The sequence below is a fragment of the Pseudomonas syringae CC1557 genome (genome assembly GCF_000452705.1).
In the GTDB taxonomy this organism is placed as follows: Bacteria; Pseudomonadota; Gammaproteobacteria; order Pseudomonadales; family Pseudomonadaceae; genus Aquipseudomonas; species Aquipseudomonas syringae_F.
Window position 1 is genome coordinate 3,297,941 of sequence record NZ_CP007014.1, and the last position, 24,594, is coordinate 3,322,534.

Annotated in this window: 15 protein-coding genes; 4 read left to right on the forward strand and 11 right to left on the reverse strand. The window is 59.4% G+C overall.

The window, feature by feature from the left end; genetic code table 11:
- Positions 1-34: 34 nt before the first annotated feature.
- The 10 genes from N018_RS14505 to N018_RS14550 form a co-directional block, all read right to left on the reverse strand.
- Positions 35-2,152, reverse strand: coding sequence for a putative bifunctional diguanylate cyclase/phosphodiesterase (locus N018_RS14505; RefSeq protein ID WP_025390051.1), 2,118 nt, complete (start codon positions 2,150-2,152; stop codon positions 35-37).
- A 169-nt stretch (positions 2,153-2,321) separates the two neighbouring features.
- Positions 2,322-3,785, reverse strand: coding sequence for an efflux transporter outer membrane subunit (locus N018_RS14510; RefSeq protein WP_025390052.1), 1,464 nt, complete (start codon positions 3,783-3,785; stop codon positions 2,322-2,324).
- Positions 3,782-6,889, reverse strand: coding sequence for an efflux RND transporter permease subunit (locus N018_RS14515; protein ID WP_024646973.1), 3,108 nt, complete (start codon positions 6,887-6,889; stop codon positions 3,782-3,784). Before N018_RS14515 ends, N018_RS14510 begins: the two co-directional genes overlap by 4 nt.
- Positions 6,886-9,996: an MdtB/MuxB family multidrug efflux RND transporter permease subunit gene (locus N018_RS14520; RefSeq protein ID WP_025390053.1), complete on the reverse strand. Its 3,111-nt coding sequence runs from the start codon at positions 9,994-9,996 to the stop codon at positions 6,886-6,888. The genes N018_RS14515 and N018_RS14520 overlap by 4 nt, the downstream gene beginning before the upstream one ends.
- Positions 9,993-11,291 (reverse strand): MdtA/MuxA family multidrug efflux RND transporter periplasmic adaptor subunit, encoded by a 1,299-nt coding sequence (locus tag N018_RS14525; RefSeq protein ID WP_025390054.1) that lies wholly within the window; start codon positions 11,289-11,291, stop codon positions 9,993-9,995. Before N018_RS14525 ends, N018_RS14520 begins: the two co-directional genes overlap by 4 nt.
- Before the next feature lie 150 nt (positions 11,292-11,441).
- Positions 11,442-11,942, reverse strand: coding sequence for a thiol peroxidase (gene tpx / locus N018_RS14530; protein ID WP_024646970.1), 501 nt, complete (start codon positions 11,940-11,942; stop codon positions 11,442-11,444).
- A gap of 89 nt (positions 11,943-12,031) precedes the next feature.
- Positions 12,032-12,949 (reverse strand): LysR family transcriptional regulator, encoded by a 918-nt coding sequence (locus N018_RS14535; protein WP_024646969.1) that lies wholly within the window; start codon positions 12,947-12,949, stop codon positions 12,032-12,034.
- Positions 12,950-13,054: 105 nt separating this feature from the next.
- The gene (locus N018_RS14540) at positions 13,055-16,735 is read right to left on the reverse strand and encodes a translocation/assembly module TamB domain-containing protein (RefSeq protein WP_025390055.1); all 3,681 of its coding nucleotides are present in this window, start codon (positions 16,733-16,735) and stop codon (positions 13,055-13,057) included.
- 5 nt (positions 16,736-16,740) lie between these two features.
- Complete coding sequence (locus tag N018_RS14545; protein ID WP_025390056.1) at positions 16,741-18,465, reverse strand: autotransporter assembly complex protein TamA; 1,725 nt, start codon at positions 18,463-18,465, stop codon at positions 16,741-16,743.
- Positions 18,466-18,523: 58 nt separating this feature from the next.
- On the reverse strand, positions 18,524-19,195 hold the full coding sequence (locus tag N018_RS14550) for a GNAT family N-acetyltransferase (protein WP_025390057.1): 672 nt from the start codon (positions 19,193-19,195) through the stop codon (positions 18,524-18,526).
- Positions 19,196-19,382: 187 nt separating this feature from the next.
- Between N018_RS14550 and xthA the strand changes: the two genes are divergently transcribed.
- Both xthA and N018_RS14560 read left to right on the forward strand, forming a co-directional pair.
- Entirely contained in the window at positions 19,383-20,195 is an 813-nt protein-coding gene (xthA, locus tag N018_RS14555; RefSeq protein ID WP_025390058.1) for an exodeoxyribonuclease III, read from the forward strand.
- Between the two features lie 139 nt (positions 20,196-20,334).
- The gene (locus N018_RS14560; protein WP_025390059.1) at positions 20,335-21,678 is read left to right on the forward strand and encodes a substrate-binding domain-containing protein; all 1,344 of its coding nucleotides are present in this window, start codon (positions 20,335-20,337) and stop codon (positions 21,676-21,678) included.
- 12 nt (positions 21,679-21,690) lie between these two features.
- Here N018_RS14560 and N018_RS14565 read toward each other — a convergent pair whose 3' ends face one another.
- On the reverse strand, positions 21,691-22,920 hold the full coding sequence (locus tag N018_RS14565) for an acyl-CoA dehydrogenase (protein WP_025390060.1): 1,230 nt from the start codon (positions 22,918-22,920) through the stop codon (positions 21,691-21,693).
- Between the two features lie 185 nt (positions 22,921-23,105).
- Here N018_RS14565 and N018_RS14570 point away from each other — a divergent pair, with 185 nt between their 5' ends.
- Both N018_RS14570 and N018_RS14575 read left to right on the forward strand, forming a co-directional pair.
- Positions 23,106-24,026: a LysR family transcriptional regulator gene (locus N018_RS14570; RefSeq protein WP_025390061.1), complete on the forward strand. Its 921-nt coding sequence runs from the start codon at positions 23,106-23,108 to the stop codon at positions 24,024-24,026.
- A gap of 169 nt (positions 24,027-24,195) precedes the next feature.
- Positions 24,196-24,588 carry a MerR family transcriptional regulator gene (locus N018_RS14575; protein WP_024646961.1) on the forward strand — a complete coding sequence of 131 codons (393 nt, stop codon included), beginning with the start codon at positions 24,196-24,198 and terminating at the stop codon, positions 24,586-24,588.
- Positions 24,589-24,594: the final 6 nt, after the last annotated feature.

Below are 24,594 nucleotides of genomic sequence, written 5' to 3' on the forward strand. Positions count from 1 at the left end.
GCCAGCGTTTGCGATCCAGCGCCATCGAAGCGTTTCAGAAAGCTGACGCTTTGTTATCCGGATCATGTGCATTGAGCGCGATTCTTGACTCGGCCGTGCGGATATCCGCGATAAACTGCTGTGCAGGCAACGGGTGCCCGAGCAGAAAACCCTGCAAGGAATCGCATCCCAGGTGCGTCAGAAAACGCTGCTGGAGCGGGGTTTCTACGCCTTCGGCGACGATGCGCAAATTCAATGCCTGCCCCACCGCGACGATCGCCGACACAATAGCCGCATCGTCGGTATCGTGTTCCAGATCGCGAACGAAGCCACGATCGATCTTGATCTCGTTGGCGGGCAGTCGTTTGAGGTACATCAGGCTGGAGTAACCCGTACCAAAATCATCGATCGACAGGTCCAGGCCCATCTCTGACAGCCTGTTCAGGACGCCGAGACTGGCATCCGCGTCGTCCATGGCGGTGGTTTCGGTAATTTCCAGCGTCAGGCAGTTGGCCGGCAGTTGATGACGCGCCAAGGTGTCCGCAACGGTGGCAACCAGACCGGAATGGCGGAATTGCAACGCCGACAGGTTGACCGAAATGCGCCAGTGCGAATACCCCTCGGTGTACCACTCATGCATCTGCCGGCAGGCTTCGTCCAACACCCACTCACCGATCTGAATGATCAACCCGGTTTTCTCGGCCATGGCAATGAACAGATCAGGTCCCAGTACTCCACGCTCCGGATGATTCCAGCGCAACAGGGCTTCGGCGCCGACAGGCAGCCCGGTCAGGGCGTCAAATTTGGGCTGATAGTAAAGACAGAAGTGCTTTTGCTTGAGTGCGGTGCGCAAATCCTGCGACAGCTGCAACTGGTTGCGCGCATTGCAGTTCATCGATACTTCAAAAAAACTGTGGCCGTTCTTGCCTGCCGCTTTGGTGTGATACATGGCTGCGTCGGCGTTGACCAACAGTTCGTGCTGGGTTGCACCATGGCCTGGATAGATGCAAATGCCGATGCTGAGCGAAATCTGCAACTGGTGCTCACCAATCAGGAACGGATTGCTGATCTCGCTGACCTGGCGGTTCGCCACCGTCAGCGCATCCTGTTGATCGTCAAGTTCGATAAGCAGGACAAACTCGTCACCGCCGACTCTGGCCAGCGTGTCTTGCCGGTTCACGTTTTGACGCAGGCGCAATGCCACCTGACGCAACAGCAGATCACCCGTGTGGTGGCCGAAGGCGTCATTCACCGGCTTGAAGCCATCCAGATCCATGAACATCAAGGCAAAACACCCCCCCGTCTCATCGGCCCTGGTCATGGCCTGCTCGACACGCTCCGCGAGCAGCACCCGGTTGGGCAGCCCGGTGAGGTTGTCGTGCATCGCCAGATGGGTGAGTTCCTGATTGGCCTGGTTCAGGGAGTTGGCCAGCACCGCCGTGCGCGCCTCAAGATGAGCGTCCAGAATACAAGCGAACAGTGTGAGGCTCAGGACCGTCAGGCTGGCAACCAGCACCACCCGGTCCAGCCCGTTACGGCTCAGCCCGTTGACCAGCGCCCCACAAAAGCTGCCTTCGGCAAAGTTGGCCGCCGCCATGCCGATGTAGTGCATGCCCACTACGGCGAGGCCCAGCACCACGGCCGCGCCCGCGCGTACCAGAAACCTGCGAGGCCGCTGATAGCGAAGCCGGAACGCGATCCACAATCCCGCCGCCGACGCTACTACGGCGATCACCAGTGACAGTGCGAACAGTACCGGCGTGTATTCGATAGCTGGCTGCATGCGCATGGCCGCCATGCCGGTGTAATGCGTTGCGCTGATACCCAGCCCCAGCAATAAGGCTCCCAGACTCAGCTGCAGTAGCGAAAGCTGCGGTTGTACGAAGAGCCACAGGGTGAATCCAGATGACAGGACGATGATCGACAGCGAGAGCAACAGGAGTGGCACGTCATAGCCGAGGTCGATGGGCAAGACGAAGGCCAGCATACCGATGAAGTGCGTTGACCAGGTACCGACACCCATCGCAAAAGCGCCGCCGACAATCCAGAGATACACCGCCCGGCCCTGGGCAGAGCTGATTCGGCCGGCGAGATCAAATGCGGTGTAGGAAGCAAGGATCGCAACGAAAATGGAAAGAACGACAAGCGAGGGTGAATAACTGCCAATCAACATAGACGCACCTGAAACCCAATGAGCGCGTCCGTGCCGTTCTTATGCGCTGATTGTACGCAATAGCTGCTGAATGTCGCGGCTGCTGGTCGAAAAGACTGGCAGTACGCCATTAATTTTGCAGTTACCAGCGATAGATAAAGAAAACTTGCTCTTTATCGCTTCAGCAGGCTTATTCCTTCAGTGTCATATCACGCTCGGCATCCCAGCCGCCACCCAATGCAGCGATCAGTTGCACACTGGCGAGCAATCGGCTTTGCAGTACGTTGAGCACACTACGCTCATTGCTCAGCGCAGTAGCCTGCACGTTGACGACGTCCAGATAGCCGATCAGGCCAGCCTTGTACTGGTTGTTGGTGAGGCGCAGCGAATCACGCGCGGACACCAGCGCTTCCTGACGCACCGCAGCTTCGTCTTCATAGACCTTGAGCTGGATAAGGTAGTTTTCGACTTCCTGAAAACCGTTGAGCACCGTCTGGCGGTATTGCGCAACCGTCTGGTCATACAAGGCTTCGGTACGCTCCACCTCTGCCGAACGTCGCCCCCCGTCGAACAGGGTCAGGGCCAGTTGCGGCCCAACCGACCAGAAACGGTTGGGCAAGCTGATCCAGTTGGCGAAGGTACTGCTGTTGTAGCCACCGCTCATGCTCAGGGTAAAGTCCGGATAGTAAGCCGCCTTGGCGACCCCGATGTTGGCGTTGGCGCCCATCACCGAACGTTCTGCCGCGGCGATATCAGGCCTGCGCTCTAATAACTGCGATGGCAGCCCCGGCGGGATATCCGGCAAATGAGGAATAGTCGTGCTGGCCGGCAGGCTGAAGTCAGCCGGTGCCACGCCCATCAACACCGCAATGGCGTTCTCGTATTGCGCGCGCTGCCAGGCAAGATCGATCAGGTCGGCCTGCGTACTTTTCAGCTGGGTCTGCGCCTGGGCAACCGAATCACGTCCGGAAATACCGGCGCGGTACTGATTCTGGGTCAGGGTCAGGGAGCGCTGGTAGGCATCGACGGTGGACTCCAGCAAACGCTTCTGTTCGTCGATTACCCGCAATTGCAGGTAATTCTGGACCAGTTCCGATTGCAGGCTCAGGCGCATAGCGGCCAAGTCAGCAAGGCTGGCCTGCGCGTTCGCTGTGTCGGCTTCCAGGCCACGGCGCAGTTTACCCCAGACATCGGCTTCCCAACTGACGCCCAACTGGGCGTTGTAGCTGTTACGAATGCCCGAAGCACTGGTCCCGTTGCTCGACGTCCCGGAGCCCTGCCCTGAACGTGTCTTGCCGGTCGTCAGGTCCAGGCTCGGCATGAAGGCCGCTCTGGAACTGCGCACCAGCGCCTGCGCCTGGCGGTATTGCGCTTCGTACTGGGCCACCGTCTGGTTGGAGGTGTTCAAGCGCTCGACCAATGCGTTCAGGTCCTTGTCACCGTACACCTGCCACCAGGAGCCCTTGGCCATTGAGTCGCCGGGGGTCGCTGCGCGCCAGCCCTGAACCGCCTTGAACTGCACAGGCGCGGCCATGGTTGGCCGCTGATAATCCGGTCCGACCGAGCAGGCGCTGAGAAAAGCGATACAGACTGCCAGCCCGAGCGGGCGAATCAGCCATTCTGGACGGGATGTAAAAGCCGGGCGTTCGGTCATAGCGGAGTTTCCAGAGCGGCATCAGTGCGCACGCCACGCCATTTACTGAAGCGATGGCGCAGACGATCAAGATAAAGGTAAACCACAGGCGTGGTGTAAAGCGTCAGGATCTGACTGAAGATCAGGCCGCCAATAATGGTCAGGCCCAGCGGCTTGCGCATTTCGGCACCTTCGGCCGTACTGAGCAGCAGTGGCAAGGCACCGAGAATCGCTGCCATGGTAGTCATCAGAATGGGCCGCAGACGCTGCAGACAGGCATTGCGGATCGACTCCTCGGGCGCCATGCCCTGCTCGCGCTCAAGGTGCAGCGCCAGATCGATCATCATGATGGCGTTCTTTTTCACCACGCCGATCAGCAGAAACAGCCCCAGCAGGGATATCAGGCTGAACTCGCTGCCGACCACATAGATCGTCAGCAAGGCGCCGACGCCCGCCGATGGCAGAGTCGAGAGAATGGTCAGCGGGTGAATGTAGCTTTCATAGAGAATCCCCAGCACCAGATACACCGCGAGCAGCGCTCCAAGAATCATCCAGGGCTGGCTTTTCTGGGTCGCGGCGAACGCATCCGCAGTGCCCGCCATTTTGGTGATGATGTCCGCTGGCAGCCCGATCGCCGCAATGGCCCGCTCGATGGCGACGTTGGCCTTGTCCAGGCTGGCACCTTCTGCCAGGTCAAAGGAGATGTTTTCAGCGGCGAACTGCCCGTCATGGGAAACCCGGTCGTTGGCCAGACTGCGTTCGTAATGGGCAATGCTGGACAACGGCACACGCTGACCATCTGCGGTGATGACCTGAACCTGCTCAAGTGTCACCGGGTCCTGCGCATATTTGGGATTGACCTCCATGACCACCTTGTACTGATTGAGGCTGTCGTAAATGGTCGACACCTGGCGCTGGCTGTAGGCATTGTTGAGCACTGCAGTCACCATGTTCATGTCGATGCCCAGCCGCTTGGCAGTGTCGCGGTTGACCACCAGCGTCACTTGCTGCGCGCCGCGCCCTTCCCGGGCATCGATGGCGGTCAGCTCGGGGACTGACTTGAGTGCCGCGACGATCTTCGGGTACCACTGGCGCAGGCTGGTCAGGTCGGCGCTCTGCACGATGTACTGGTACTGCGAGCTGGTCTGCTCGCGCCCCCCACCCAATTGCAGGTCTTGATCAGGCGCGAGAAACAATCGCCCGCCCGGTACATGCGGCAACGTCTTGCGCAGGCGCTCGACGACTTTTTCCGCCGACAGCTTGCGCTCGGCAATCGGCACCAGACGCACGATCATGAACGCGTTATTGGTGCCGCTGCTGCCGCCGATGAACCCGGCAACGCTCTCTACCGCAGGGTCGGCCAGTACGGCACGGCGGAATTGCTCCATCTTCGGCTGCATCACCGAAAACGACAGACCGTCGTCGCCACGGACGAAACCCATCAGTTGCCCGGTGTCCTGCTGCGGCAGAAACGTCTTGGGCACCACCACGTACAGCGCGATGTTGACGATGACAGTGATCAACAGGCTGATCAGTGTCAGGCGCGGATGGCGAAACACCCAGCCCAGCGAACGGTCGTAACCTGCCACCATGCGGTCATTAACCCGCTCACTCCAGCGCTGAAAGGCGTTCTCGCCGCTGGCTTCACGTGGCTTCAACCAGCGGGCGCAAAGCATGGGAGTCAGCGTCAGCGACACGATCAACGAGACGATGATCGCCACCGACAAAGTGATGGAAAACTCGCGAAACAGACTCTCTACCAGCCCGCCCATGAACAGGATGGAAATGAACACCGCAACCAGCGAGACGTTCATCGAGAGCAAGGTGAACCCTACCTCTTTGGCCCCCAGAAACGCCGCTTTCATAGGGTCCAGACCGTTATGAATGTGTCGGGAAATATTTTCCAGCACCACGATGGCGTCGTCGACCACGAGACCGGTCGCGAGGATAAGGGCCATCAGTGACAGATTGTTCAGGGAAAAGCCGAACAGGTGCATGATTGCGAAGGTGCCGACCAGGGACACCGGAACCGCCAGTGTAGGAATGAGCGAGGCACGAAAGCTGCCAAGGAACAGAAAAACCACCATCACCACCAGAATCACGGCGATCAGCAGAGTCATTTCAGCTTCGTGCAGCGTCGCCTTGATCACCGGCGAGCGGTCCATGGCGATCTCCAGCCTTACACTGGCGGGCAGCACGGCCCGCAAGGCTGGCAATTGCGCCTTTATCTGCGCAACGGTCTCGATGATGTTGGCACCCGCCTGACGGTTGACGACCAACAGCACGGCCTGGTCGTTATTGAAGAAGCCGCTGTTGTAACGGTCTTCCACCGCATCGCTGACCTTGGCGACGTCCTTCAGACGCAGGGTTGCGCCATCCTTGTAGCGAATGATCAACGGTGCGTAGTCAGCGGCTTTTTCCAGCTGATCGTTGGCCTGAACCTGCCAGTTATGCAGGTCATCCTCGACAAAACCCTTAGGCCTGCGCACGTTGGTCCCGGTAATCGCAGTGCGCACGTCATCCAGCGATACGCCGTACTGGGAAAGCATCTGCGGTTCCAGCTCGATGCGCACGGCGGGCAGCGAACTGCCGCCGATCTGCACCTCGCCGACCCCCGAAACCTGCGACAGGCTCTGCGACAGGATGGTCGAGGCCAGGTCGTAAAGCTGGCCTTTTTCCAACACTGTCGAGGTCATCGACAGCACCATGATCGGGGCCTGAGACGGGTTGACCTTCTTGTAGGTCGGCATGCTGCGCATCCCGCTCGGCAGCAGATTGCGCGAGGCATTGATGGCCGCCTGCACTTCGCGCGCAGCGCCATTGATGTCGCGGTCGAGATCGAACTGCAGAATGATCCGCGTCGTGCCCTGGCTCGAATTGCTGGTCATGGTGTTGACCCCGGCAATACTGCCCAGTGAGCGTTCGAGCGGCGTTGCCACGGTGGACGCCATGATTTCCGGGCTGGCCCCGGCGAGGCTCGCCGAGACCACAATGACCGGGAAATCCATGTTCGGCAAAGGCGCTACCGGCAACAACCTGAAACTGACCGCGCCCAGCAGCATGATCGCCAGGCTCAGCAGGACGGTCGCAACCGGGCGACGGATAAAGGGCGCGGACAGGTTCATGCGTCAGCCTGTGGCGAGCGGTCCGGTGCAGCGGGCTTACGACTCCAGCGCTGTCCAAGACGGTCGAAATACAGATAGATCACTGGCGTGGTAAACAGCGTCAGGACCTGGCTGAGCAGCAGGCCGCCGACCATCACCAGACCCAGCGGCTGGCGCAACTCGGCGCCTGAACCGCTCGCCAGCATCAGCGGAATGGCGCCGAACAGCGCGGCCAGGGTGGTCATCAGAATCGGCCGGAAGCGCAGCAGCGCCGCTTCGTAAATCGCCGTTTCCGGATCGACGCCGCGATTGCGTTCGGCATCCAGCGCGAAGTCGATCATCATGATCGCGTTCTTCTTGACGATACCGATCAGCAGAATGATGCCGATGATCGCGATCATTCCCAGATCGTTGCCGCTGATCAACAGCGCCAGCAAGGCCCCGACCGCAGCCGAAGGCAGCGTCGAGAGGATGGTGATCGGGTGGATGTAGCTCTCGTAGAGCACACCCAGCACGATGTACATGGTCACCACCGCCGCCAGCACCAGCAACAGGGTGCTGGACAGCGAGGCCTGAAATGCTTCGGCCGCGCCCTGGAACCGGGTCTGCACGCCAATCGGCATGCCGATGTCCTTCTGCACCTGCTCGATCACTTCAACGGCCTTGCCCAACGCAACGCCAGGTGCAAGGTTGAAAGACATCATCACCGCCGGAAACTGCCCGAGGTGGGTAATCGCCAACTGTGCCTGACGCTGCTCGACCCGGGCCAGACTGGACAGTTTGACCTGTGCACCATCGGTGGTCTTGACGTGAATCTGATCAAGCGCCGCAGGACCGAGTTCGCTGGCGGACGCCGCCTGCAAGACCACACGGTACTGGCTGGCCTGAGTGTAAATGGTTGATATCTGCCGCTGGCCGAATGCGTCATACAGCGCATCGGTGATATTGGCCACCGTCACCCCGACCCGGCTGGCTGCGTCGCGATCAATATTCAGATACACCTGCAACCCCTTGTCCTGCAGGTCACTGGCCACGTCGGTCAGCTCGGAACGCTTGCCCAGCGCGTCGACCAGCGTCTGACTCCACTTGCTCAGCAACTCGGCATCGGGGGATGACATGCTGAACTGATACTGGGTACGGCTGACACGGTCTTCAATGGTCAGATCCTGTACCGGCTGCATGAACAGACGGATGTCCGACAGCTTGTCGACCTGCGGCTGCAGGCGCTGGATGACTTCGGTGGCGGTGAGATCACGCTCGCCATGTGGCTTGAGGTTGATCAGCAGGCGTCCGCTGTTGAGCGTCGCATTGTCGCCGTCCACACCAATGTACGAGGACAGGCTGACCACCGCCGGGTCCTGGAGAATAATGTCCGCCAATGCCTGCTGGCGCTCGCTCATGGCCGCAAACGAGACTGATTGCGGCGCTTCGGAAATACCCTGGATGACGCCGGTATCCTGCACCGGAAAGAAACCCTTGGGCACCGCGATGTACAGCAGGACGGTCAGGGCCAGCGTCGCGATGGCAACCAGCAGCGTCAGTGGCTGATGCTTGAGCACCCAGCGCAGCCTGCCAGCATACAGATCAATCAGCCAGTCGATCCACGCGCCACTGGCCTTGTAGAAACGGCTCTGCTCTTCCTCTTTCGGCTCGCGCTTGAGCAGGCGCGCGCACATCATCGGTGTCAGTGTCAGCGAGACCACCAGCGAGATGAGGATGGCAACCGCCAGGGTGATGGCAAACTCGCGGAACAGGCGCCCCACTACATCTGCCATGAACAGCAGCGGGATCAACACTGCAATCAGCGACAGGGTCAGGGAAATCAGGGTGAAGCCGATCTGCTTTGCGCCTTTCAGCGCAGCCTGCATGGGCGTTTCGCCTTCCTCGATGTGCCGGGAGATGTTTTCCAGCATCACGATGGCGTCGTCCACCACGAAACCGGTGGCGATGGTCATCGCCATCAGTGTCAGGTTGTTGATCGAGAAACCGGCGAGGTACATGACGCCGAACGTCCCGACCAGCGACAGCGGCACAGCAATCGAAGGGATGATGGTCGCGCTGAAGCGCCGCAGGAACAGGAACGTCACCAGCACCACCAGCACGATGGCGATCAGCAATTCATGCTGAACATCGGTCACCGACGCCCGAATGGTCTGGGTACGGTCGGTCAACACCACAACGTCCAGGCCTGCTGGAAGGTTATTGGTGATGCCCGGCAGCATGGCCTTGATCCGGTCGACGACCTCGATAACATTGGCGCCCGGCTGACGTTGAATATTAAGCAAGACGGCCTGACTGCGATTGGCCCAGGCGGCCAGTCGTTCGTTCTCCGCACCGCCGACAATTTCCGCGACGTCTTTCAGACGCAACGGCGCGCCGTCCTTGTAGGCCAGAATCAGGTTGGCGTATTCCTCGGGAGACTTGAGCTGGTCATTGGCATCGAGCATCGAGACCCGGGTCGGCCCGTCGAAGTTGCCCTTGGGCTGATTCACGTTGGACGCACTGATAAGCGTGCGTACATCGGACAGATTGAGGCTGTTGGCTGCCAACGCCTCGGGGTTGACCTTGATCCTGACTGCCTGGCGTTGCCCACCCGCAATACTGACCATGCCGACGCCGCTGATCTGCGAAATCTTCTGCGCCATGCGCGTGTCGACCAGGTCATTCAGCTTGGGCAACAGCATGGTTTTGGAGGTGATGGCAAGGGTCAGCACCGGCGTGTCGGCCGGGTTCACCTTGTTGTACACCGGCGGGGCCGGAAGATCGGTGGGTAGCAGGTTGGTGGCCGCATTGATCGCTGCCTGCACTTGCTGCTCGGCCACATCCATATTGATTTCGAGGCTGAAACGCAGGGTGATCACCGATGCGCCCCCCGAACTGGTAGACGCCATCTGAGTGAGCCCGGGCATCTGCCCGAACTGGCGCTCCAGCGGCGCAGTGACAGAACTGGTCATTACCTGCGGGCTGGCACCGGGGTACAGCGTCATCACGCGAATGGTCGGATAATCCACCTGCGGCAAGGCCGAAACCGGCAGCAAGGTGTAGGCGATGAGACCGGCCAGAACGATGGCCAGCATGCTCAGCGTAGTGGCTACCGGACGCAGGATGAACAGGCGCGACATGTTCATACGTTTGGTTTTTCCACCTTGCCAAGCACTGCCGACTTGTCAGTGCCGCTGCCCGGCTTGCCGTGCAACTTCTCAACCGGGCTTGCCGGTACATCCTTGCTATCGTTGACCACTTCCACGTCAGCGCCATCGCGCAGACGATCCGTGCCTTCGAGTACTACCCGCTCGCCTACCGCCAGACCTTCGGTGATGACCGTCGATGTTTCGTCGCTCGGGCCGGTTTTCAACAGCTTGAGTTTGACCTTCTTGTCGCCGTCCAGCACATAAACGAACGTGCCGTCGTTTCCGAACTGCACAGCCGCCGTTGGCACCAGAACTGCGTGTCGAAGGGTATCCGCACGCAGGCGCACGTTGACGAACTGGTTGGGAAACAGTATTTCGTCACCGTTATCGAAACGGGCCTTGAACTTCAGGGTGCCGGTCGCCACGTCGATCTGGTTGTCGAGGCTGGCGAGCACACCGGTCGCCTGCATTTTCGTGTCGCCGCGGTCCCACGCTTCGACGGGCAGCTTTTCGCCGGTGCGATAGCGGGCTATGACCTTGGACAGGTCTTTCTCGGGCAGTGTGAAGTTGACCGAAATGGGCTGGGTCTGGGTAATCACCGCCAGCGCAGTGGTGTCGTTGGCGGCAACCAGATTGCCGACATCCAGCTGTTTTAGGCCTACCCGCCCCGCAATCGGAGACCGGATGCGGGCAAAGTCCAGGTTCAGCTTCGCTTCAGCCACCGCGGCCTGGTTGGTCTTGATCGTGCCCTGGTACTGATTCACCAGCGACTCGGCGGTGTCCAGTGTCTGCTTGGCGATACTGTCTTCGGCAAACAGCCCACGGTAACGCTGCACATCGAGCTGAGCATTCTTGAGCAACGCCTGATTGGTGGCCAGCGTGCCTTCGGCCTGCTGCAAGGCGACTTGATAGCTGCGTGGGTCGATTTCTGCCAACAGATCACCGGCCTTGACCATCTGCCCTTCCTGGAAGTAGATCTTGACCAGTTCGCCCGCCACCCGGCTGCGCACATTGATGGTGTTCATCGCCGTGACAGTGCCGAGCGCCTTGTAGTAGATCGGAAAATCGCCCTCGGTCGCTGGAGCCACGCGCACCGGGACAGCCACCGCCGATGCACCGAAACCAGGTCGGGCCATCCCGCCGCCCGCCTTCTTGCTCTCGGCCCCCTTGCCGGGTGTGGATGCAGGCCAGAGCCACCAGCACAGGGCAACGATGACCACAAGGACCAACAAACTGATCAACCAGCGACGGGATTTACGAGGGCCAGACGATTGCATGAATAAATCAACCATTACGGGTGGGGGGTTGTTCAGAAGGCAGAACAATAAGCACAGATACGTGACAAGCAAAGCGCCTTTACCAAGCGCTTACTTAATAAACGTACACAGCACGAACAGAATAACGGCCTGAGTGGTATCAGGCCGCCAATGTGTTGCGGAACGTTACTTCAATACAGCCAATGCAGCGTCGTAGTTCGGTTCTTCAGCAATTTCCTTGACCAGTTCGCTGTGCAGGACATTGTCGTTTTCGTCGAGCACGACCACTGCGCGTGCGGTCAGGCCTTTCAATGGGCCGTCGGCAATGGCAACGCCGTAGTGCTGGCTGAAATCGGCACTGCGGAACGAGGAAAGATTCTGCACGTTTTCCAGACCTTCAGAACCGCAGAAGCGTGCCTGGGCGAAAGGCAGGTCGGCGGAGACGCACAGGACAACCGCATTGCTCAGTTCGTTTGCCTGGGCGTTGAACTTACGGACCGACGTAGCGCAGGTCGGCGTATCGACACTCGGAAAGATGTTCAGCACTTTGCGCTTGCCTGCAAAATCGGCCAGGGTCACGTCGGACAAGTTGGCAGCGGTCAGGGTAAAGGCAGGTGCCTTCTTGCCAGCGGCAGGCAGCTCGCCATTGACTTGAACCGGACCGCCTTTGAGAGTCACTTGGGCCATGAAACATATTCCTTATTAAAAATGGGTAAAGAGCCGGAAGTTAAACACGAAAGTGGCTTCTGGCCTATATCGGAAAATTCCGAATTTGCTCAGGAAACCAGTCTGTCCCGAATATCTGGGTGGGCGCACAACTCCACCAGCCAATCGACAAATACCCGCACCCTTCGCGACAATTGTCGATGTGGCGGATAAAGCGCGGTCAAGGGCAAGGCCGGCGGGCGATACTCGCGTAACACCTCGACCAGCGCGCCACTGCGTAGTTGTGTAGCAATATGATAACGAGGCACCTGTACCAGGCCGAAGCCCGCTTCGCAGGCAGCCACATACCCCTCCGCACTGTTGACCGACACCGAGCAGGTCATGCCGTGATCACCGGCAAGGCCATCGGCCATGAACTCCAGGCCATAACGTTTGCTGGTGCTGGCAGAAAAGTATTCAATCACCTGATGCTGCGCCAGGTCATGCAGATCCCGCGGCGTGCCGTATCTGTCGAGATAGTCTCGACTGGCGCAGGTAATCTGGGTCAGGTTGCCCAATGGTCTGGCGACCAGCGTGTCGTCCAGCGCATCGCCAGCGCGCAGCACACAATCCACACCTTCACGTATCAGGTCGACCGGCCTGTCGCTCATGCCGATCTCAAGACTTACCTGGGGGTAGCGCCGGGTGAACTCGGGCAAGGCCGGGATCACGATCATACGGCCGAGGCTCACCGGTAAATCAACCCGCAGCAAGCCCTTGGGTTCAGCCCCCTTGGAAGAGAAGGCAGCTTCGGCGTCGTCCAGATCGGCAAGCAGGCTGACGCACCGCTGGTAATAGGCTTTGCCATCTGGCGTGGTGCTGACCTGCCGCGTGGTGCGCTGCAGCAATTGCACGCCCAGATGCGCCTCCAATTGCTTGATCAGGATCGTCACTGATGCTCGCGGCAGGTGCAGGCTGTCGGCAGCCTTGGCAAAGCCGCCCAGTTCGACGATACGGGTGAATACGCGCATGGCGTTGAATCGATCCATGATTACCGGAAGCCTGGGTTCAAGGAGTGTGTGAGGATCACACGGTGTTTAGCAGGGTAAACCGGTTGAGCCGAGCACCAGCAACAGCTAAGCGCCCGGCCCTCGTCAGAAGTCTCTTTTATAGAAAATATCCAGCGAACTGGCAACACCGCTCGCCGCCTCAAGGTATACCCGTTTACTCAGCAGGTAGCGCAAGGCAATGGTACTGGCCGGTTCAAAAACACCCACACCATAGCGCAGGCTGAGCTTTTCGGTGATCTTGCCGCTGGCCACCACATTGGTCTTGTCGCCCGTGCCCGTTGTATCCAGTTCAAAATCCTTGATGCCCAGGTTGTCAGCAAGTTTGCCGGTGGTCGAAGAACTGCCCGCAACACCCAGCGCCAGTGCCGCCTGAGCGACCATGTTGTTGTCTTCGCCGGAGGTGCTCAAGGGCCTGCCCATGACCAGATACGACAAAGCCTGCTCCTGACTCATCGCCGGTTCGGAGAACACTTCGGTGGTGGGCTGATCGGCGCTGCCGGTCAGACGAATGCCCGCAATAACGTCATCCGTCTGCCGGATGGCTTCGATATCCAGGTAAGGCTGGTCGACAGGACCGGCGAAAAGTAGCCTGGCCTTACGAATGGTCAAACGCTGCCCATAGGCGCGATAGCGTCCGTCGTTAAGATTCAGCTCGCCACGGGTGTCCAGGTTGTCACCGATGTGTACACGTCCGACCAGGTTGGCAGTGAGCCCAAAGCCGCTGAAGCTGAGTTTGTCCTGCCCGACAATCACGTCGATATCCATGCCCACCGCCAGCGGCGGCGCGCCCTGCTCGGTCTGCTGGCCGACAATCACCGTGTCACCCGACAGTTTGACGGTGGACGGTGGCAACTCGCGCACGGTTATCGTGCCCTTGGGGACCAGCACCTTGCCGGAGATGGCCAGCCGGTCGCCCTGCATGGAGATTTTCAGATCAGGGGCGGCTTCTACGGCGGCGTAAGGTTCAACGTTGATGGGCAACTGGGAACCCTTGAGGCTGACGTCAACCATCAGGCTCTGCCCCCACGCCACCTGCCCCCCTATTGTGCCCTGACCGGCGCTGCCACTTTTCCAGCCACCGTTGATCTGCACGCTTTCACCTGCGATCAGCGCCTGGACCCTGAGGTCGTGCAGCTCCATCGGCAACTCTGGCCCTGCGACTTCACCGCCATCAAGGTTTACGCTGCCATTCACCAGCGGCGCCAGCAAACTGCCCGACAATCGACCGGTGCCGTTCAAGCGCCCATTGAGCTTTTGCACGGTGGGTGCGAAAGGCCGTGCCACCGAGATATCCAGCCCGGAGAGACTGAAATCACCCGACAAGGTCTTGTCTTTGGCCAGCGGATCGATCTGCGCATTCAAAAGCAGCCTTCCCAGCTTGCCGCCCTCGAAATCCACACGCGAGTCGATGCGTTTGGGGGTCATGGTGCTGCTGAGTTTCAGCGTCTGATACGGGAAATCCAGCCATTGATCGTTGTTACGAACCCGTAGCGTACCGCCCCCCGCATCGACCGTGATCTGACCGCTGGGGCCTGCCGCCGGGATATCCAGTTGCACATCGGCATTCAGGGCGCCCCTCCAGGCAAAATCCTTGGGCATCCATTGCGCGAGGCTGTCGAGCGGAAAATTCTTCAACTGATAACGTATATGTGGCTCCGGCATCAGACGCTGGTCACCGCCACACAGGCTGGCAGAACCAGAGAGCCAGCAGTGCGCGCCGAAGTTGAGCCTGCCATCAGCGAAGCGTTCGATCTTCGCCGGTTGCTGCAGACGCCAGTTCTGGCCGCCGCTCTGTACAGTGCCGCTGGCCAGACGACCGCGCCAGTTGCCTTGATCGAGGCCGCCGTCCAGCCCCATCGCCAGTTTGAGCAGCGGGCCTTGCAGGTCGAGCTTCAATTGCTGGGCCTTGAGCGTGCCTTGCCCGTCAACCTGCAAAGTGCCCAGTGCTGTATCGCCTGCCTGAATGCCTGTGCCCTTCAGGTTGATGGTTGCGCGCTGCGCGGGGTCAAGTCTGCCGTCAAGCGTCAGGCTTTGCAGGCGATTGTCCTGCAACGCGAGCTGACTGCCCTGCAACGCCAGTTTACCCTCGGGGGCTTGTGGTGTTCCCGCCAGATCAAGTCGGCCTTTGATCTGCCCTTGCAAACGCGGCCATAGCTGGCCCAGACGCGGCAGATCAAGATCAAGTTGGCCTTTCAAACGCTGCTGCAAACTGCCAGTGCCCTGAATGTGGTTGTCGCCCAGCCTGATATTCAGACTGCTGACGTTCCATTGCTGATCACGGCCATCAGCCTTGGCTTGCAGTAACGCTGGCTGACCGCGCAACCGACCTTTCAAATCCAGGTCGGCGGTCAGTTCAAGCTGCTCATTCTTTAACTGTCCCTGGCTGCGCAACGCACCGGCCAGCTTGCCGGGCAGCTCGGCGACCCAGAACGAAGGGTCAAGTGCAGTGAGGTCGAGCGCCGTGTCCCAGCCAATGCCGTCGGCGAATTTCAGGTTCATGTGGCCGCTGGCCTTGCCCTGCCCTGCGACCAGTTCCAGTTGCGGCAGGTGAATCTCCTGAAGATTGCCGCTGAACGGGCTGACCAGTGTGAACGCTCCGGCCGGACCTTTGAGACTGGCGTTGAAGTTGCCGAGGTAATTGCCATCGGTGTAGGAAATTTCACCCTTGAAGGCGTGCAGCGATACTTGCGGCTCGGACGGCAACGGATAAAGCCGCTGCCAGGGAAAGTCCAGCCAGTCGATGCTGGCATCAGCGGAAAACCCATTTTGCCAATTCAGCTTGCCGTTGATGGCCAGACGCTGCTGATCACTGGCGCTGAGGTCCAGCCCGGCAATGGTTGCGCCTTTGGCGTCCGCACGCCCTTGCAACGCCAGCGCGACCGGGCCTTTCTCGGCGGGCAGGCTGGCTGTTCCGTTAATCAGATAGCCCGTATCGAGATTGCCCTCGGCGGTCAGCAGCAACTGGTCGAGTTGCAGCGTATCGGGCAGCGCAGAACTGGGCTTGAAATGCTCTGAAGTCAGTTTCAGCCGTGCGGGGAGATGTTCCGCCAGCGGTTGCAACTCTCCGTTCAGGACGCCCGGCAGATAACCGCTGCTGTCAGCCTTGAGTTGCAGGGTCTTCAGCACGTCACCCTGAATATCCAGCGCCAGCGTCCAGGCCTGACCGTCCTGCGGCGGCAGTTGCAGTTGACCCTGGGCGCTCAACGGCCAATCACCTTCGGGCTTGAGCAGGCCGTTGAGGTCCAGCACCAACGCGTCGCGCTGCAAGTGCGCACTGTCGATCTGCAAGCCTTCAGCGGTCCAGTGCGCAGCCAATTTCAAATCACGTAACTGTTCGACGCCGTCGAGCTGCAGGCTGCCAAGCTGTACATCACCCAGTTTTAACGCCAATGGCAGGTTGAGCGTGGGCAGACTGACAGGGCCGCTAGTGCCCGGCTCGTTGCTCGGCGGGAAGTGCAACAGGACTTGTCCGGCATGCAAACGGTCGATGCACAGCGTCATTTTCAACAGACAGGCAGGCGTCCACGCAAAGTCGGCAGATTGAACCTCGACGCGGTCCTCGCCTTGCTGCCATATGAGTCGATCTGCACTCCACTGCCCGCCCAGTCGCCCCTGAAAGTTGTCCAGTTGCAGTCCCGGTATGCGGGTGAGCGCCCAGCGGCTGCCAGACTGAGTACCCAGCAGTAACCCGGCGCCGACAATCACCAGCAGCAGCAAGCCTAATAGGCTCAGCCCCACAATCTTTGCGCCGCGCTTCATATGCACCCTGTTCAAAGCTCCGGCCCCATTGAGAAATGCAGGCGGATTCCACCGTCATCGTCCAGCCCGTGCGCCAGATCGAGACGCAATGGCCCTACCGGTGAAACCCAGCGCACCCCAAAGCCGACTCCGGTCTTCAGGTCTGGCCGGTCCAGATTGTTGAACGAGTTACCTTGGTCGACAAAAGTCGCCAGCCGCCACTTTTCGGCGATCGAATACTGGTATTCGACACTGCCTGCAAACATATAGCGGCCACCGATGCGATCGCCGTCGGAGTTGGTCGGTGAGAGTTTCTGATAGTCATAGCCGCGCACGCTCTGATCGCCACCGGCAAAAAAGCGCAGCGAAGGCGGTATCGAGGTGTAACCGTCAGTGAGGTTGCCGCCGAGTTGCACGCGGCCCAGGAAGCGATGGTTCTGGGCAACCGTGGTCAGGCCTTTGAGCAACACGTTGGCATGCACCAGGTTGGCGTCCGACAACATGCCCTCCTTGGCCACCTGGGTGTCGAATTGCAGACGATAGCCGTGACTCGGGTCGATCCGATTGTCACTGCGCAGGTACGAGTAACTGATGCCCGGCATCAGCAGCGTACTCAGGCCCGCGTCGTCACCCAGCCGGTATTCTTCACGTTGCCATTTCAGGGAAATGACCCGCTCCCAGCCGCTAGGCAGTTTGCTGTGCCATTCCGGCCCGGCAGTCAGCAGCTTGCTGAGGCTGTCAGTGCCGGCAATCTCTTCATATTGATAGCCACCGGCGTAACGCATCTTGTCGGTCAACGGCGGATCGAGCGGTACGTCGTACCACAAGCCAACGTTTTGCCGGGGCGCGGAAATTTCCGACTCCAGGCCGTAGCTGTGGCCCTGCGGGTTGGCCCAGTGACGGGTCCAGTTGGCTTTGCCGCGTGGTCCCACGTCGGTGGAATAGCCCAGACCCAGACCCATGGTGCGCGGCTTGCGGGTTTCAAGCTGGACGGTAACCGGAATCACATCATTCACCGCCGCCGTCGGTGCTGCATCGACACGCACACCTTCAAAATAACCGCTGGCCTGCATGTCCTGAGTCAGCTCGGCGATCAGTTGCGAGTCGTAGGGCGTGTTTGCCTTGAATGGCACCATACGCTTGAGCAGGTCTTCATCGAAGGGCGTGTTGCCGCTGAACTTCACTTGCCCCAGCGTGTAGCGTGGACCGCTGTCGTAGACCAGTTCGATATCGGCGACGCCGGCTCGCGGGTCGATGGCCAGGCGCTGGCGAGTGAAACGGCCGCTGAAAAAACCATAACGCGATGCCTGATTCTGAATCAGGCGCTTGGCATCTTCGTAATTACCGTGGTTAAGCACTGCGCCGGTTTTGAGCGCATCGCTCTTCGGCACTTTGAATGCGTCGAGCGACGCAGCAGGACCATCGACCCGGATGACGACATTGCGCAGGTGAATCGGCTCGCCCGGCTTGATGTTGATGACCAGCCGTGGCTCGGGGCCGTCCTGAATTTCGCTGTCGATCTGCGCCTGATAATAGCCCAGCGCCTGCGCTGCCTTTTCCGCCTGCTGCTCGGCACCCAGGCTGAAGTTGCGCAGGGCCTTGGCGTCACGCTCGCCCAAATCGCCCACATAGCCCTCAACGTTGGCCTTGAGTTGCGGGTTGGCGGGCTCGACCCGGACATCCAGACGGGCTTCGGCCAACGCCGTTGCGCTCATGGAAATCAGGACCAGGCTGCTGAATAGCTTGAAAATTTTCATGGGCGTGGATGCTATCACGATCGACAGGCTGCACTGGAAGCCCACGAATTGGCGAATATCAAACCGTTGCGTCAGGGACCGGCAGTGAGACCTGAGGGTTCGGATGAAAGAACACGTGTTCGCGAACGGGTCCTACAGCAATCTCTCCAATTTCCTCGTAGCCTTGTCGCTTGTAGAACTCGAAATAACGTGGATTTCCGGTATCGACGACAATGCCTTGCGAGTTTTCGTCTACCGCACACCAGTCGTGCAATGCTGCAAGCAGTCGCTCACTCAAGTCCTGGCCGAGTTTCTGGCCCTGGTATTCCGGATCAAGCCCGATCAGCGGCAGGACATGCGCGGTTTCCGACGGCACGCAGGCCAGTACAGCGTTGTAATACGCCAGGTAGCGCTGGGTACAACCCAGACCGGTGTCCATGACCATGCGCAGACGCCAAGCCCAGCTTTCGGTGACACCCAGGCGACGCTGTGGCGGCGCAACCAGTGCAACACCGACCAGACGATCTTCCAGGAACAGACCGAGCGCAGGCTGGTTCTGCAGGAAATGCTGTTTGACCAAATGGCGAATGGTCGCCAGCACGCGCTGCTCGTACCCTTCACGCTCAGCGTTGAACAGGTAAGCGAACGTCGGGTCGTGCCGATAAGCCCTGAACAGCAAGGCACGGGTTTCACGGGAATAACCGCTGTCGAGTTGGCGGATTTCGCCCGTGATGGCAACAGGTAGGGACATAAAGGGCCTCGTGGCAAAGGAACTGCGTCTGGCGCAGCAGTTGTAGCAGCAGGCTTTCGAGTGATGGTGATTGAGAACAGTTCCAATGAATTGTCCGAGCCTGCGTCACTCTCGTGTCCGACGGCGCTGGTTCTCGATCGGCAGGTCAGCTAGCATCGCGGTTTGTTTTGCTCAGGACCGCTGTTTTATGAAAATCGTCTCGTTCAACATCAATGGGCTGCGCGCTCGACCGCATCAATTGGCGGCGCTGATCGAAAAGCACCAGCCTGACGTGATCGGTCTTCAGGAAACCAAGGTCTCGGACGAGCAATTCCCCTACGCGGACATCGAAGCGCTGGGCTATCACGTGCATTTTCATGGCCAGAAAGGCCATTACGGGGTCGCCCTGCTGTCGCGCAATGCGCCGCTGGAACTGCACAAGGGCTTTGAAGGTGATAACGAGGAATCCCAGAAGCGCTTCATCTGGGGTACCTACGCCGACAGCAATGGCCAGCCGGTCACCATCATGAATGGCTATTTCCCGCAGGGCGAAAGTCGCGATCATCCGACCAAGTTTCCAGCCAAACAGCGTTTTTATGAAGACCTTCAGGCGTTGCTGGAAAGCCGCTTCAGCAACGAGCAACCGCTGATCGTCATGGGCGATGTGAACATCTCGCCGCAGGACTGTGACATTGGTATCGGTGCCGACAATGCCAAGCGCTGGCTGAAAACCGGCAAGTGCAGTTTTTTGCCGGAAGAACGCGAATGGATGGAGCGTCTGAAAAATTGGGGACTGGTGGACAGTTTTCGTTACCTGCACCCGGAGGTCAGCGACCGGTTCAGCTGGTTCGACTACCGCAGTCGCGGCTTTGAAGACGAGCCGAAACGCGGCCTGCGCATCGACCTGATCATGACCTCGACCGGTTTGCAGCCACGCATCAAAGCCGCAGGGGTGGACTACGATTTGCGCAGCATGGAAAAACCATCGGATCACGCACCTATCTGGCTCGAACTGAGCTGATCCGGCGCTCTTTGCACCGGCCTGCCCGTTAAATAAAGCAGGTCGGTATCTAAACGCCCAATAACCGCTCAACTGTCATATTCCAGCAACTTATCTGTCTTAATCTCCCGGCACTCTCCCGTGATTCATGGTGACGCTGATGCTGCGCGCTCTGCTAACGGCGCTGATCCTGTCCAGCGCCACCCTGCCCCTGGTTGCGCGGGCGACGTTGCCTGTCCCCGCCAACGATATGCCGGCCTTGCGTATTCAAGGGTCCAACACCATCAATGCCGAACTCGGACCTGCGCTGGTCGAAGGAATGCTGCGTCAGCAAGGCATGCAAGCGGTGCAGAGCGTGCCAGGAACTGCGCTCAACGAGCAGCGAGTGGTCGGCACTTCCGCATCGGGTCAAACGGTCAGCGTCGAGGTTGCCGCACATGGTTCAGGCACCGGGTTCACTGCGTTAAAAGCTGGTAATGCTGACATTGCCGCTTCTTCACGACCAATCAAGGACCAGGAAGCCCGAGAGCTGGCCAGCCTTGGTGATCTCAAAAGCGCCGCAGGTGAGCAAATAATTGCGATTGATGGCGTTGCGGTGATTGTCCATCCCGGCAACCCGCTGCGGCAGCTGGATACGCTGCAACTGGCACGTATTTTCAGCGGCGAAGTCAGGGACTGGAGCGAAGTGGGTGGCAATCCGGGCGCCATTCATCTGTATGTTCGTGACGAAAAGTCCGGCACCTACGAAACCTTCAAGGAACTGGTACTGGCCAAATATGGCAAGAACCTGTCCAGCGCTGCGGTACGCTTCGAGTCCAGCGAGCAATTGTCCGATGAGGTCAGCAAGGACCCCAATGGCGTGGGCTTTACCGGCCTCCCTTCAATCAGGCACGCCAGAGCGGTGGCCATTGCCGACGGTGAATCCCGGCCGATGTCGCCGACCGTCAGCCTGATCGCTACCGAGGACTATCCGTTGTCGCGGCGGCTTTATCTGTATGTGCCGCCTGCCGCACATCAACGCTGGGCGCAGGCACTGGTGCGTTTTGCGCAGAGCGCCGAGGGTCAGGCCATCGTGGCTCAGGAAGGTTTTGTCGCGCAGACCGTGCAGGCGCTCAAGGTTCAGCCCACGGCCCAGATGCCTGCCGACTATCAAGCGCTGACCCGCAAGGCCGAGCGGCTTTCGGTCAATTTTCGCTTCGCGCAGGGCAGCGCCAGGCTGGATAACAAGGCCCAGCAAGACCTCAAGCGTGTCGTTGATTACCTGAAGGCCAATGACCGCCTCGCCCAGCACGTGACACTGGTCGGCTTCGGCGACGCCAAGAGCGATCCGGCACGTGCAGCACTGCTATCGCGGCTGCGGGCCATGGCCGTACGCCGCGAGCTGCTGAAGAGCGGCGTGACCTTCCGCGAGATTCTTGGCCTGGGCGACGAGATGCCAGTGGCGACCAATGACATGGACGACGGCCGGATCAAGAACCGTCGCGTCGAAGTCTGGGTGCAGTAGCTCGCTGGCTGTTCAGGGCCGACTGCGCGACAGCTCCGCAGGCAGGTACTTGCCCAGTTCGAACTTGCCGACCGCTGCGCGATGCACCTCATCCGGGCCATCGGCCAGCCGCAGGGTGCGCTGCATGGCGTACATGTAGGCCAACGGGAAATCATTGGAAACCCCGGCACCGCCATGCATCTGGATCGCCCGGTCGATGACGCTCAGGGCAACGTTCGGCGCGACCACCTTGATCTGCGCAATTTCGCTTTTGGCGACTTTGTTACCCACAGTGTCCATCATATAGGCAGCTTTCAGGGTCAGCAGCCTGGCCATATCGATCTCCATCCGTGAGTCAGCGATTTTATCGATGTTGCCGCCCAGCCTTGCCAGCGGCTTACCGAATGCGACGCGGTCGATGGCGCGCTTGCACATCAGTTCAAGCGCCCTTTCAGCCATGCCAATGGAACGCATGCAGTGATGAATTCGCCCTGGGCCCAGACGTCCCTGAGCGATCTCGAAACCTCGGCCCTCGCCCAGCAACACGTTTTCATAAGGCACCCGCACATTGTCGAAGAGCACTTCGGCATGCCCGTGGGGCGCGTCGTCATAACCAAATACCGGCAACGGCCGGACGATCTTCACCCCGGGCGTATCGACCGGCACCAGAATCATGGAGTGTTGCTGATGGCGCGGCCCGTCGGGGTTGCTCAGGCCCATGAAGATCAGAATTTTGCAGCGCGGGTCACAGGCACCGGAAGTCCACCATTTACGTCCGTTGATGACCCATTCATCGCCATCACGCGCGGCGCGTGCGGCCATGTTGGTCGCATCCGAAGACGCCACATCGGGCTCGGTCATCGCAAAAGCCGAACGAATCTCGCCGCGCAACAGCGGTTCAAGCCACTGTTTTTTCTGCTCATCGCGGGCATAGCGCACCAGCACCTCCATGTTGCCGGTGTCAGGCGCAGAGCAGTTGAACGGCTCCGGCCCCAGCAGCGAGCGACCCATGATTTCCGCCAGCGGCGCGTACTCCAGATTGCTCAGCCCGGCGCCCAGTTCCGACTCGGGCAAAAACAGATTCCACAGACCTTCGGCTTTTGCCCTGGCCTTGAGTTCTTCCATGATTGCGGTGGGCTGCCAGCGGTCACCGTCGGCCACTTGCTGTTCGAAGACTGGCTCGGCGGGATACACGTAAGCATCCATGAACGCCGTGACGCGCTCACGCAGTGCCTGCACTTTCGGGGAGTACGCGAAATCCATGGGCCGCTACCTTCTCGATCAGAGTGTCGATGTCGTGAAGGTGATGCTAAAGAACCCCCAGTCATTTATCTAATCTATTCTCGGCGTGTATAAACATTCATAACCGATATATGATCGATCAACGCTGTGTCACGTCCCGCCCTGATAAACAGCGAACCACAATAACAGTACGAGGCCCCCCAGCCATGAACCTGAGCAAGGTCGATCTCAACCTATTCATTGTCTTCGACGCCATCTACACCGAGGCCAATCTGACCCGCGCCGGGCAAATCGTCGGCATCACCCAGCCAGCCGTTTCCAATGCACTGGCGCGCTTGCGCGAAACCTTCAACGACCCGTTGTTCGTGCGCACTGCACAAGGCATGGTGCCGACGCCCATGGCGCAGAACATCATCGGCCCGGTACGCAATGCGCTTTCACTGCTCAGGGTCTCGGTGCAGGAGAGCCGCATATTCAATCCATTGCAGGCCAACAAGAACTACCGCATCAGCATGACCGACCTGACCGAAGCGGTGATCCTGCCTGCGCTGTTCCAGCGGCTGCGACGCCTGGCCCCCACGGTTACCATTGAGAGCTTTCTGTCCAAGCGTCGTGAAACCACCAAGGAACTGGCCGCCGGACGCCTGGATTTCGCCGTGGATGCGCCGCTCAACACTGACCCGCAGGTACGTCACGTCAAGCTGATGGAAGACCGCTATGTGTGCAGCATGCGCAAAGCCCATCCACTGGCAGGCAAGGCTTGCCTGACGCTGGATGATTACCTGGCGCAGGCGCATATTCATATCTCCAGCCGCCGCAGCGGGCTGGGCCATGTGGACCTTGCGCTGGGCAAGATGGGCATTCAGCGCAAGATCGCGCTGCGCTCGCAGCATTACCTCATGGCGACCCAGGTATTACAGCAGACCGACATGGTCATGACGGTGCCGGAGCGCTTCGCCCGCCGCAACGATCTTCATTATGTGCACCTGCCGATCAATGACGTTCCCTCGGTCGAAACCCATCTCTACTGGCACGAAAGCACTGATCAGGATCCCGCCAATCGCTGGATGCGCGAGCAGATCATCGAGCTGGCGCAGCGGGTAGTCGCTCAGGAAAAAACCTCATAATCGACATTAAAATAATTAGATAAATTATTGAATATAAATAATTTATTTAAATTAATTAATGTAATTTCGAGGTTTTATCCACCCCGTATGGAAAGACACGCCGGGCAAGTTGCTTGACGTATACGTAAAGCAACCGTAGGTTAGAAACCAAGCCCCGCCGAGTACCGTCATGAGCAGTCACACTTACAGCATTTCCGAGCTCGCACGCGAGCTGGACATCACCACCCGTGCCATCCGCTTTTATGAAGAACAAGGCATGCTCAGCCCTGAACGAAAGGGCCTGGAGCGCATTTATTCGGCGCGTGACAAGGTCACCCTGAAATTGATCCTGCGCGGCAAGCGGATCGGCTTTTCACTGGCCGAATGCAAGGAGCTGATTTCGCTGTACGACCCGAGCGGTGGCAATCAAAAACAATTGCAGACCATGCTCGGAAAGATCACCGAGCGTCGTGCGCAACTGGAACAGCAATTGCTGGACATCCAGCAGATGCAATTGGAACTGGACACCGCCGAAGAGCGTTGCCGCGCCGAGCTCGATAAAACCGCCGCCACGTCACACTGACCCTGC